7 protein-coding genes and 5 pseudogenes are annotated in these 12,628 nt (G+C 52.8%); 7 read left to right on the forward strand and 5 right to left on the reverse strand.

Annotation, left to right across the window (positions count from 1 at the left end):
• Positions 1-60: 60 nt before the first annotated feature.
• The 5 genes and pseudogenes from HV229_RS07540 to HV229_RS07560 all read left to right on the forward strand — a co-directional run.
• Positions 61-486 (forward strand): annotated as a pseudogene (locus HV229_RS07540) (IS3 family transposase); the annotation flags it as partial.
• A 672-nt stretch (positions 487-1,158) separates the two neighbouring features.
• Complete coding sequence (gene ltrA, locus HV229_RS07545) at positions 1,159-2,667, forward strand: group II intron reverse transcriptase/maturase (RefSeq protein ID WP_001189111.1); 1,509 nt, start codon at positions 1,159-1,161, stop codon at positions 2,665-2,667.
• Between the two features lie 80 nt (positions 2,668-2,747).
• Positions 2,748-2,927: pseudogene (locus HV229_RS07550) on the forward strand (DDE-type integrase/transposase/recombinase); the annotation flags it as partial.
• A 281-nt stretch (positions 2,928-3,208) separates the two neighbouring features.
• On the forward strand, positions 3,209-4,285 hold the full coding sequence (locus HV229_RS07555) for an IS110 family transposase (protein ID WP_000227969.1): 1,077 nt from the start codon (positions 3,209-3,211) through the stop codon (positions 4,283-4,285).
• Positions 4,286-4,301: 16 nt separating this feature from the next.
• A pseudogene (locus HV229_RS07560) lies at positions 4,302-4,610 on the forward strand (integrase core domain-containing protein); the annotation flags it as partial.
• Between the two features lie 120 nt (positions 4,611-4,730).
• Here the strand turns inward: HV229_RS07560 and HV229_RS07565 are convergent.
• Positions 4,731-5,654, reverse strand: a complete 924-nt coding sequence (locus tag HV229_RS07565) for an IS5-like element IS903B family transposase (protein ID WP_001118619.1) — start codon at positions 5,652-5,654, stop codon at positions 4,731-4,733.
• Between the two features lie 242 nt (positions 5,655-5,896).
• Between HV229_RS07565 and HV229_RS26440 the strand changes: the two genes are divergently transcribed.
• Positions 5,897-6,172 (forward strand): IS1-like element transposase, encoded by a 276-nt coding sequence (locus HV229_RS26440; protein WP_001775621.1) that lies wholly within the window; start codon positions 5,897-5,899, stop codon positions 6,170-6,172.
• 44 nt (positions 6,173-6,216) lie between these two features.
• Positions 6,217-6,592, forward strand: a pseudogene (locus HV229_RS26445) (IS1 family transposase).
• A gap of 14 nt (positions 6,593-6,606) precedes the next feature.
• Here the strand turns inward: HV229_RS26445 and HV229_RS07575 are convergent.
• The 4 genes and pseudogenes from HV229_RS07575 to lacI all read right to left on the reverse strand — a co-directional run.
• Positions 6,607-6,747 (reverse strand): annotated as a pseudogene (locus HV229_RS07575) (maltose acetyltransferase domain-containing protein); the annotation flags it as partial.
• A gap of 65 nt (positions 6,748-6,812) precedes the next feature.
• The gene (lacY, locus tag HV229_RS07580) at positions 6,813-8,066 is read right to left on the reverse strand and encodes a lactose permease (protein ID WP_015572119.1); all 1,254 of its coding nucleotides are present in this window, start codon (positions 8,064-8,066) and stop codon (positions 6,813-6,815) included.
• A 51-nt stretch (positions 8,067-8,117) separates the two neighbouring features.
• Positions 8,118-11,192, reverse strand: coding sequence for a beta-galactosidase (gene lacZ, locus HV229_RS07585; RefSeq protein ID WP_040119782.1), 3,075 nt, complete (start codon positions 11,190-11,192; stop codon positions 8,118-8,120).
• 122 nt (positions 11,193-11,314) lie between these two features.
• Positions 11,315-12,397, reverse strand: coding sequence for a DNA-binding transcriptional repressor LacI (gene lacI / locus HV229_RS07590; protein WP_069729011.1), 1,083 nt, complete (start codon positions 12,395-12,397; stop codon positions 11,315-11,317).
• Between the last annotated feature and the right edge of the window lie 231 nt (positions 12,398-12,628).

Here is a 12,628-nt window from a genome sequence, read left to right on the forward strand (position 1 = left end):
CAATCCTCCGCAACTACATGTTTTCACATGACTGTTGCGTTGACCAATTGAATCTACAACCGCGCTCTTGATGTCAGACTCCCTGAACAGTTCTCGATAATCGGGAAACTCAGGGCGCGTTATCCTGTGGCCACTCTCTGCCATGTGTTCGGGGTTCATCGCAGCAGCTACAAATACTGGAAAAACCGTCCTGAAAAGCCAGACGGCAGACGGGCTGTATTACGCAGTCAGGTACTTGAACTGCATGGCATCAGCCACGGCTCTGCCGGAGCAAGAAGCATCGCCACAATGGCAACCCAGAGAGGCTACCAGATGGGGTGCTGGCTTGCTGGCAGACTCATGAAAGAGCTGGGGCTGGTCAGTTGCCAGCAGCCGACTCACCGGTATAAGCGTGGCGGTCATGAGCACGTTGCTATCCCGAATCATCTTGAGCGACAGTTCGCCGTAACGGAACCAAATCAGGTGTGGTGCGGTGATGTGACCTATAGTGTGCCCGGAGTTCAGGGCGGGCATGGATGCTTAAATGAACCGCGAGTCTGTCTGGAATATTGAACCGGTAACTCACGATGAGAAACCCAACAATCCCACCGGGTGTGACGGTGGAGAACCTGAGCGGCAGTGACCTGCGGCATGCCCGCAGGGTGATGTAACCCGCTGACAACGGGGATTGAGGCGAGATCACTAAGCCGAGATGATCCTCAAGGTTAAGTACTGAAAGGCTGAAGAACATGAACCCGTTAATCCGCCTCTGTGGGTTGAAAACGTCACCACGGCCTACGTGATCTGACAGGCCGTGCAGGAGGAACTGGCAGTGATACGTAAGCACTGCCGGTCGAAGGTGTTTTGACATGTATGCGAAACACCGGGGCAGCAGCGTCTATCACGCTTGCGTTGCTGACTTCTGCCAACTTGCGGCAAGCAAGGATAAAGAGTGCGACGGGCAGCCTCCTCAGTATGCCTGAGTCCAGGCAGGTAAACCGGGGAAGGTCAGCGACGGATGTTAAGGGGGCATGGCTCCGATGACGCGCTGGCTGGCGGAGCTTCCGTAGTAGTCCGCGATGGGGAAAGCCCATTACATGGCGAAGGGAAGCAGTTTGAATGTGTTTGCGACGTGAATTAACTGACCTAACGAGGTGAAGACCTTTGATAATCAGCGAAATGCAACGCAAGCTTGCCACATGGGCAGCCACCGATCCGTCCCTACGGATTCAACGGCTGCTGCGTCTGATAACACAACCAGAATGGCTGGCTGAAGCGGCGCGGATCACGCTTTCATCAAAGGGGGCGCATACCCCCGGCGTTGATGGCGTGAACAAAACAATGCTACAGGCCAGACTGGCTGTTGAGCTGCAAATCCTCAGGGATGAATTACTCTCAGGCCACTACCAGCCCTTGCCCGCCAGACGGGTTTACATCCCTAAAAGCAACGGCAAACTGCGACCACTGGGTATCCCCGCGTTGCGGGATCGTATTGTTCAGCGGGCCATGCTGATGGCGATGGAGCCGATATGGGAGAGTGATTTTCATACGCTCTCATATGGCTTCCGGCCTGAGCGCAGTGTCCACCACGCGATCCGCACGGTGAAATTACAGCTCACAGACTGCGGTGAAACCCGGGGACGCTGGGTGATTGAAGGCGACCTGTCCAGTTACTTCGACACCGTACATCATCGACTGCTGATGAAGGCTGTACGCCGCAGGATCAGTGACGCACGTTTCATGACTCTGCTGTGGAAAACCATCAAGGCGGGACATATCGATGTCGGTCTCTTTCGGGCGGCCAGTGAAGGTGTGCCACAGGGCGGTGTTATATCGCCGCTATTATCGAACATCATGCTGAATGAGTTCGATCAATACCTGCATGAGCGCTACCTGAGCGGGAAAGCCAGAAAAGATCGGTGGTACTGGAATAACAGTATCCAACGGGGCCGAAGTACGGCGGTCAGAGAAAACTGGCAGTGGAAACCCGCGGTGGCGTACTGCCGCTATGCCGATGATTTTGTCCTCATCGTCAAAGGCACCAAAGCACAGGCGGAAGCCATCAGGGAGGAGTGTCGGGGTGTGCTCGAAGGCAGTCTGAAACTCAGGCTGAACATGGATAAGACTAAAATCACCCATGTTAATGACGGCTTTATCTTTCTGGGGCACAGGATCATTCGCAAACGCAGTCGTTATGGCGAGATGCGAGTGGTCTCAACGATCCCGCAGGAGAAAGCCAGAAACTTCGCCGCATCGCTGACAGCACTGTTATCAGGCAACTACAGTGAAAGCAAAGTCGATATGGCTGAACAACTCAACCGAAAACTGAAAGGCTGGGCCATGTTCTATCAGTTCGTTGATTTTAAGGCCAAAGTCTTCAGTTATATCGACCGTGTCGTGTTCTGGAAGCTGGCTCACTGGCTGGCCCGCAAATACCGTACAGGTATCGCTTCCCTGATGAGGTGGTGGTGTAAATCACCGAAACCGGGTCAGAGCAAAACGTGGGTTTTATTTGGTAAAACCAATCACGGCAAGCTCAGCGGCGAAATACTGTACCGGTTGGTGGGGCAAGGCAAGAAGCTGTTCCGCTGGCGGCTACCCGAAGGTAATCCCTATCTGAGGACGGAGACCAGAAACACGTATACATCGCGCTTTACAGAAGTGGCAATGGCGTTCGCCAGCATTTAAATGGAGAGCCGGATGCGCTGAAAGGTGCACGTCCGGTTCGGGGAGGAGAGGCAGGGAAATAGTCCGACTACGCCCTGCCTCTTACTCTACTCTGGACGGGTAAGCGCTGGGCGTACCTCGCCGTTGTTCTCGACCTGTTCGCAAGAAAACCAGTGGGCTGGGCCATGTCGTTCTCGCCGGACAGCAGGCTCACCATGAAAGCACTGGAAATGGCATGGGAAACCCGTGGTAAGCCCGTCGGGGTGATGTTCCACAGCGATAGTAATAATGCCGATGTCAGTCTTTACCACCACTTAGTTTGCCGTTTAACCAGATTGGTGTGATTACTGATGCAGTGAAGACCTTCCCGCATCCTGACTCACACAGCGATCGACCTTTTGTGTCCTGCCCTGGACCCGTCGGTTGCCGGAAGCGCCTTCATGCGAGGCATCTCCTCACCGATGCGCGTGACTCAAGAAGGGCCTGACGGCTTGTCTCGTTACTGTCCTGTCCGGGTTATCTGTCTGGAGATTCAACTCTGTTTCCTCACAGGAGCTCTGTCATGGTTGATAAAGTTACCGAAGCTGCCGTTGTGGGTGGCGTGGATACACATAAAGATTTGCACGTTGCCGCTGTCGTAGATCAGAACAATAAAGTCCTTGGGACTCAGTATTTCTCCACAACACGACAAGGTTACCGGCAGATGCTGGCATGGATGACCTCGTTTGGGACATTAAAGCGAATTGGTGTTGAGTGCACAGGTACCTATGGTTCCGGTTTGCTTCGTTATTTTCAGAACGCCGGGTTAGAAGTTCTTGAGGTGACTGCTCCAGACCGGATGGAGCGACGCAAACGGGGTAAAAGTGACACAATTGATGCTGAATGTGCCGCTCATGCAGCATTCTCAGGCATCAGGACAGTTACTCCCAAAACGCGTGATGGCATGATTGAGTCCCTGCGGGTATTAAAAACTTGCCGAAAAACAGCAATATCAGCCCGCAGAGTCGCTCTCCAGATTATCCATTCAAATATTATCTCTGCCCCGGATGAATTACGTGAACAGCTCAGAAATATGACGCGCATGCAGCTCATCAGGACCCTGGGTTCCTGGAGACCTGATGCCAGTGAATACCGCAATGTAACCAACGTTTATCGCATTTCATTAAAGTCCCTTGCCCGACGCTATCTCGAGTTACATGACGAAATCGCTGATCTGGATGTCATGATTGCGGCAATTGTCGACGAGTTGGCACCTGAGCTGATTAAACGTAATGCTATCGGATACGAAAGCGCTTCACAGTTGCTGATCACTGCCGGAGACAATCCTCAACGGTTAAGATCAGAATCAGGATTTGCGGCACTGTGTGGTGTCAGCCCGGTCCCCGTTTCTTCTGGAAAAACGAACCGTTACCGACTTAATCGTGGTGGAGATCGTGCTGCAAATAGTGCACTTCACATCATCGCCATCGGACGCTTACGAACTGACGCAAAAACAAAGGAATATGTCGCCAGGCGTGTAGCCGAAGGACATACAAAAATGGAAGCGATACGCTGTCTAAAGCGATATATCTCCCGCGAAGTTTACACGTTACTGCGCAATCAAAACAGGCGGATCAACAGTATCCCGATAACAGCTTGACTCTTAGAAGGGCGTCCAAGGCAGCCATTATACGAGCAGGCAGTTCCGGCAGTTACTGTGGCGATACCGGATCAGGCAGAGTATGAGTCGGCGTGGAAACTGCTGGGATAACAGCCCAATGGAGCGCTTCTTCAGGAGTCTGAAGAACGAATGGGTGCCGGCGACGGGCTATGTAAGCTTCAGCGATGCAGCTCACGCAATAACGGACTATATCGTTGGATATTACAGCGCACTAAGACCGCACGAATATAATGGTGGGTTACCGCCAAACGAATCAGAAAACCGATACTGGAAAAACTCTAACGCGGTGGCCAGTTTTTGTTGACCACTTCACTTGGAAGCTCTCGCGTTAAACCATGCATCACAGGAGCTGGTGCCAGAGCATTATGGGCTTTATTGAATAAATCAGATTTCGGGTAAGTCTCCCCCGTAGCGGGTTGTGTTTTCAGGCAATACGCACGCTTTCAGGCATACCTGCTTTCGTCATTTTGTTCAGCGCTCGTACCAGGGCCATAGCCTCCGCAACCTGACCATCGTAGTCACGCAGCGTCAGTGAACCCCCGAACAGCTGTTTTACCCGGTACATCGCCGTTTCCGCTATCGAGCGACGGTTGTAATCTGTTGTCCATTTCCACCGCGCATTACTCCCGGTCATTCGCTGATTAGCCACTGCACGGTTACGGTCTGCATATTCACCGGGCCAGTAACCCGCACCTTTTCGGGGAGGGATAAGCGCGCTGATTTTCTTACGCCGCAGTTCATCGTGACATAGCCGGGTATCGTAAGCGCCATCGGCGGCGGCTGACCTGATTTTCCGGTGGGTTTGCCGGATTAACCCGGGGAAGGCCTCTGAGTCCGTAACGTTGTTCAGCGACAGGTCAGCGCAGATGATTTCATGTGTTTTACTGTCAACGGCGAGATGCAGCTTACGCCAGATACGGCGGCGTTCCTGGCCATGCTTTTTGACTTTCCACTCGCCTTCACCGAAGACCTTCAGCCCGGTGGAATCAATTACCAGGTGTGCGATTTCACCCCGGGTGGGCGTTTTGAAACTGACATTAACCGACTTTGCCCGCCTGCTGACACAGCTGTAATCCGGGCAGCGTAGCGGAACGTTCATCAGAGAAAAAATGGAATCAATAAAGCCCTGCGCAGCGCGCAGGGTCAGCCTGAATACGCGTTTAATGACCAGCACAGTCGTGATGGCAAGGTCAGAATAGCGCTGAGGTCTGCCTCGTGAAGAAGGTGTTGCTGACTCATACCAGGCCTGAATAGCTTCATCATCCAGCCAGAAAGTTATGGAGCCACGGTTGATGAGGGCTTTATTGTAGGTGGGCCAGTTGGTGATTTTGAACTTTTGCTTTGCCACGGAACGGTCTGCGTTGTCGGGAAGATGCGTGATCTGATCCTTCAACTCAGCAAAAGTTCGATTTATTCAACAAAGCCCCAGCCGATGCATAAAGACCGCTCGCGCAAGGGCATTGCGAGCCTCACCTTTATTCAGCCCCGCCTGTATTTTAACGAGGAATATACATGCGAAGTAATGCACAAAAATGGGTGATGCTGCCAACTTACTGATTTAGTGTATGATGGTGTTTTTGAGGTGCTCCAGTGGCTTCTGTTTCTATCAGCTGTCCCTCCTGTTCAGCTACTGACGGGGTGGTGCGTAACGGCAAAAGCACTGCCGGACATCAGCGCTATCTCTGCTCTCACTGCCGTAAAACATGGCAACTGCAGTTCACTTACACCGCTTCTCAACCCGGTACGCACCAGAAAATCATTGATATGGCCATGAATGGTGTTGGATGCCGGGCAACCGCCCGCATTATGGGCGTTGGCCTCAACACGATTTTACGTCACTTAAACAACTCAGGCCGCAGTCGGTAACCTCGCGCATACAGCCGGGCAGTGACGTCATCGTCTGCGCGGAAATGGACGAACAGTGGGGCTATGTCGGGGCTAAATCGCGCCAGCGCTGGCTGTTTTACGCGTATGACAGGCTCCGGAAGACGGTTTGCGCACGTATTCGGTGAACGCACTATGGCGACGCTGGGGCGTCTTATGAGCCTGCTGTCACCCTTTGACGTGGTGATATGGATGACGGATGGCTGGCCGCTGTATGAATCCCGCCTGAAGGGAAAGCTGCACGTAATCAGCAAGCGATATACGCAGCGAATTGAGCGGCATAACCTGAATCTGAGGCAGCACCTGGCACGGCTGGGACGGAAGTCGCTGTCGCTCTCAAAATCGGTGGAGCTGCATGACAAAGTCATCGGGCATTATCTGAACATAAAACACTATCAATAAGTTGGAGTCATTACCCTTTTTTCAACTTCTGATGGATGCGAGTGATTGAACTCATACATTAATGTTTTCCCACGAAGTCTTTTTTCAGGTAAGCCTTCGCACATATCGGTAAATAGATTGCCTGCTTTTATTTTTTCTGTCATCGACATGTTCATTTTTAACATTCCGTCCTGATAAGTTGGTCGGATAAGGCGCTCGCGCCGTATCCGACATTAATTTCTTAAGCGACTTCATTCACCTGGCGACGCAGCAGGGAAAGTGGGCCGGGGCCGCTAAGCGTGAACACGGAAATTAAGGTGAAGCCCAGCGCCACCAGACCCAGCACCAGGTAAGCGCCCTGGAAACCGATGCTTTCATACATATTGCCCGCCAGAATAGACATAAAAACCATCGCCAGTTGCTTAAAGAAGCAGAAACAGACCAGATAAATCGTCGCTGAAAAACGCACTTCAAACTGGCTGGTAATATATTTAAAGCAGCCCACCAGCAGGAACGGTACTTCAAACATATGCAGCGTTTTCAGAATAACCACTTCCAGTGCTGAGGTAGCGAACGATGAGCCAATAATACGTACTGACATAATAGTGCCAGCCAGCAGCAGGGCGTTTTTCCCACCGATGCGATTAATGATCAGTGGCGCAAAAAACATAATCGAGGCGTTAAGTAATTCGCCCATTGTCGTTACGTAGCCAAATACCCGCGTACCCTGTTCACCGGTAGCAAAGAACGAAGTAAAGAAATTAGCAAACTGTTGGTCAAAAACATCGTAGGTGCAGGAAACGCCAATAACATACAGTGACAAAAACCACAGTTTTGGCTGTCTGAACAGTTCCAGCGCCAGCTTAAGGCTAAATGCCGAATGGTTGGCACCTACCGCATTGGCAACCGTGGCAGAAGAGGGCGCATCCGTTTTGGCGAAAAAGAGTAAAACGGCGAGGATGAGTGCACAGCCAGAACCCAGCCAGAAAACAAACTGATTATTGATGGTGAACATGATGCCGACAATCGAGGCACACAGCGCCCAGCCAACACAGCCAAACATCCGCGCGCGACCAAATTCGAAATTACTGCGACGGCTGACTTTCTCGATAAATGCCTCTACTGCTGGCGCACCGGCGTTAAAACAAAAGCCTAGATAAATACCACCAACAATCGATCCTACTAAAATGTTGTATTGTAACAGTGGCCCGAAGATAAAAATAAAGAACGGCGCAAACATCACTAACATGCCGGTAATAATCCACAGCAGGTATTTGCGCAGCCCGAGTTTGTCAGAAAGCAGACCAAACAGCGGTTGGAATAATAGCGAGAACAGAGAAATAGCGGCAAAAATAATACCCGTATCACTTTTGCTGATATGGTTGATGTCATGTAGCCAAATCGGGAAAAACGGGAAGTAGGCTCCCATGATAAAAAAGTAAAAGAAAAAGAATAAACCGAACATCCAAAAGTTTGTGTTTTTTAAATAGTACATAATGGATTTCCTTACGCAAAATACGGGCAGACATGGCCTGCCCGGTTATTATTATTTTTGACACCAGAGCAACTGGTAATGGTAGCTACCGGCGCTAAGCTGGAATTCCGCCGACACTGACGGGCTCCAGGAGTCGTCGCCACCAATCCCCATATGGAAACCGTCGATATTCAGCCATGTGCCTTCTTCCGCGTGCAGCAGATGGCGATGGCTGGTTTCCATCAGTTGCTGTTGACTGTAGCGGCTGATGTTGAACTGGAAGTCGCCGCGCCACTGGTGTGGGCCATAATTCAATTCGCGCGTCCCGCAGCGCAGACCGTTTTCGCTCGGGAAGACGTACGGGGTATACATGTCTGACAATGGCAGATCCCAGCGGTCAAAACAGGCCGCAGTAAGGCGGTCGGGATAGTTTTCTTGCGGCCCTAATCCGAGCCAGTTTACCCGCTCTGCTACCTGCGCCAGCTGGCAGGTCAGGCCAATCCGCGCCGGATGTGGCGTATTGCTCGCCACTTCAACATCAACGGTAATCGCCATTTGACCACTTCCATCAATCCGGTAGGTTTTCCGGCTGATAAATAAGGTTTTCCCCTGATGCTGCCACGCGTGGACCGTGGTAATCAGCACCGCGTCGGCAAGCGTATCTGCCGTGCACTGCAACAACGCTGCTTCGGCCTGGTAATGGCCCGCCGCCTTCCAGCGTTCGACCCAGGCGTTAGGGTCAATGCGGGTCGCTTCACTTACGCCAATGTCGTTATCCAGCGGTGCGCGGGTGAACTGATCGCGCAGCGGCGTCAGCAGTTGTTTTTTATCGCCAATCCACATCTGTGAAAGAAAGCCTGACTGGCGGTTAAATTGCCAACGCTTATTATCCAGCTCGATGCAAAAATCCGTTTCGCTGGTGGTCAGTTGCGGGATGGCGTGGGGCGCGGAGGGGAGTGTCACGCTGAGGTTTTCCGCCAGACGCCACTGCTGCCAGGCGCTGATGTGTCCGGCTGCTGACCATGTGGTCGCGTTCGGTTGCACTACGTGAACCGTTAGCCAGAGTTGTCCGGCGCTCTTCGGCTGCGGTAGTCCAGGCAGTTCAATCAACTGTTTACCTTGTGGAGCGACATCCAGAGGCACTTCACCGCTTGCCAGCGGCTTGCCATCCAGCGCCACCATCCAGTGCAGGAGCTCGTTATCGCTATGACGGAACAGGTATTCGCTGGTCACTTCGATGGTTCGCCCGGATAAACTGAACTGGAAAAACTGCTGCTGGTGTTTTGCTTCCGTCAGCGCCGGATGCGGCGTGCGGTCGGCAAAGACCAGACCGTTCATGCAGAACTGGCGATCATTCGGCGTATCGCCAAAATCACCGCCGTAAGCCGACCACGGATTGCCATTTTCATCATATTTAATCAGCGACTGATCCACCCAGTCCCAGACGAAGCCGCCCTGTAAACGGGGGTACTGACGAAACGCCTGCCAGTATTTAGCGAAGCCGCCAAGACTGTTACCCATCGCGTGGGCGTATTCGCAAAGGATCAGCGGGCGCGTCTCTCCAGGCAACGAAAGCCATTTTTTGATGGACCATTTCGGCACAGCCGGGAAGGGCTGGTCTTCATCCACGCGCGCGTACATCGGGCAAATAATATCGGTTGCGAAGGTGTCGGCTCCGCCGCCTTCATACTGTACCGGGCGGGAAGGATCGACAGATTTGATCCAGCGATAGAGTGCGTCGTGATTAGCGCCGTGGCCTGATTCATTCCCCAGCGACCAGATGATCACACTCGGGTGATTACGATCGCGCTGCACCATTCGCGTTACGCGTTCGCTCATCGCGGGTAGCCAGCGCGGATCATCGGTCAGACGATTCATTGGCACCATGCCGTGGGTTTCAATGTTGGCTTCATCCACCACATACAGGCCGTAGTGGTCGCACAGCGTGTACCACAGCGGATGGTTCGGATAATGCGAACAGCGCACGGCGTTAAAGTTGTTCTGCTTCATCAGCAGGATATCCTGCACCATCGTCTGCTCATCCATGACCTGACCATGCAGAGGATGATGCTCGTGACGGTTAACGCCGCGAATCAGCAACGGCTTGCCGTTCAGCAGCAGCAGACCATTTTCAATCCGCACCTCGCGGAAACCGACATCGCAGGCTTCTGCTTCAATCAGCGTGCCGTCGGCGGTGTGCAGTTCAACCACCGCACGATAGAGATTCGGGATTTCGGCGCTCCACAGTTTCGGGTTTTCGACGTTCAGACGTAGGGTGACGTGATCGGCATAACCACCACGCTCATCGATAATTTCACCGCCGAAAGGCGCGGTGCCGCTGGCGACCTGCGTTTCACCCTGCCACAAAGAAACCGTCACCCGCAGCTCATCGCGCAGCTCGCCGTACATCTGAACGTCTGCCTCCAGTACAGCGCGGCTGAAATCATCATTAAAGTGAGTGGCTACATGGAAATCGCTGATTTGCGTGCTCGGTTTATGCAGCAACGAGACGTCACGGAAAATGCCGCTCATCCGCCACATATCCTGATCTTCCAGATAACTGCCGTCACTCCAGCGCAGCACCATCACCGCGAGGCGGTTTTCTCCGGCGCGTAAAAATGTGCTCAGGTCAAATTCAGACGGCAAACGGCTGTCCTGGCCGTAACCGACCCAGCGCCCGTTGCACCACAGATGAAACGCCGAGTTAACGCCATCAAAAATAATTCGCGTCTGGCCTTCCTGTAGCCAGCTTTCATCAACATTAAATGTGAGCGAGTAACAACCAGTCGGATTCTCCGTGGGAACAAATGGCGGATTGACCGTAATGGGATAGGTCACGTTGGTGTAGATGGGCGCGTCGTAACCGTGCATCTGCCAGTTTGAGGGGACGACGACAGTATCGGCGACAGGAAGATCGCACTCCAGCCAGCTTTCCGGAACCGCTTCTGGTGCCGGAAACCAGACAAATTGCCACTCACCATTCAGGCTGCGCAACTGTTGGGAAGGGAGATTGGTGCGGGCCTCTTCGCTATTACGCCAGCTGGCGAAAGGGGGATGTGCTGCAAGGCGATTAAGTTGGGTAACGCCAGGGTTTTCCCAGTCACGACGTTGTAATACGACGGCCAGTGAATCCGTAATCATAGTCATAGCTGTATCCTGTGTGAAATTGTTATCCGCTAACAATTTCACACAACATACGAGTCGGACGCATAAAGTGTAAAGCCTGGGGTGCCTAATGAGTGAGCTGACTCACATTAATTGCGTTGCGCTCACTGCTCGCTTTCCAGTCGGGAAACTTGTCGTGCCAGCTGCATTAATGAATCGGCCAACGCGCGGGGAGAGGCGGTTTGCGTCTTGGGCGCCAGGGTGGTTTTTCTTTTCACCAGAGAGACGGGCAAAAGCTGATTGCCCTTCACCGCCTGGCCCTGAGAGAGTTGCAGCAAGCGGTCCACGCTGGTTTGCCCCAGCAGGCGAAAATCCTGTTTGATGGTGGTTAACGGCGGGATATAACACGAGCTGTCTTCGGTATCGTCGTATCCCACTACCGAGATATCCGCACCAACGCGCAACCCGGACTCGGTAATGGCGCGCATTGCGCCCAGCGCCATCTGATCGTTGGAAACCAGCATCGCAGTGGGAACGATGCCCTCATTTAGCATTTGCATGGTTTGTTGAAAACCGGACATGGCACTCCAGTCGCCTTCCCGTTCCGCTATCGGCTGAATTTGATTGCGAGTGAGATATTTATGCCAGCCCGCCAGACGCAGACGCGCCGAGACAGAACTTAATGGGCCCGCTAACAGCGCGATTTGCTGGTGACCCAATGCGACCAGATGCTCCACGCCCAGTCGCGTACCGTCTTCATGGGAGAAAATAATACTGTTGATGGGAGTCTGGTCAGAGACATCAAGAAATAACGCCGGAACATTAGCGCAGGCAGCTTCCACAGCAATGGCATCCTGGTCATCCAGCGGATAGTTAATGATCAGCCCACTGACGCGTTGCGCGAGAAGATTGTGCACCGCCGCTTTACAGGCTTCGACGCCGCTTCGTTCTACCATCGACACCACCACGCTGGCACCCAGTTGATCGGCGCGAGATTTAATCGCCGCGACAATTTGCGACGGCGCGTGCAGGGCCAGACTGGAGGTGGCAACGCCAATCAGCAACGACTGTTTCCCCGCCAGTTGTTGTGCCACGCGGTTGGGAATGTAGTTCAGCTGCGCCATCGCCGCTTCCACCTTTTCCCGCGTTTTCGCAGAGACGTGGCTGGCCTGGTTCACCACGCGGGAAACGGTCTGATAAGAGACACCGGCATACTCTGCGACATCGTATAGCGTTACTGGTTTCACATTTACCACCCTGAATTGACTCTCTTCGGGTGCTATCATGCCATACCACGAAATGTTTTGCGCCATTCGGAGGGGGCACGCCGAAGTGAGATTCAAAATGCCGACGTCAGTTCACAGGTGGGTAATGATACCAACGTGTTGATTTCGTATTTTCACTGACACCAGGATCATCCTGATGTTACAAGGATTGAATGACTACAGATTAAAATAGTCATCAACAGGTTGACAGCA

The organism is Citrobacter sp. RHBSTW-00524, assembly GCF_013747755.1.
GTDB lineage: Bacteria > Pseudomonadota > Gammaproteobacteria > Enterobacterales > Enterobacteriaceae > Citrobacter > Citrobacter braakii.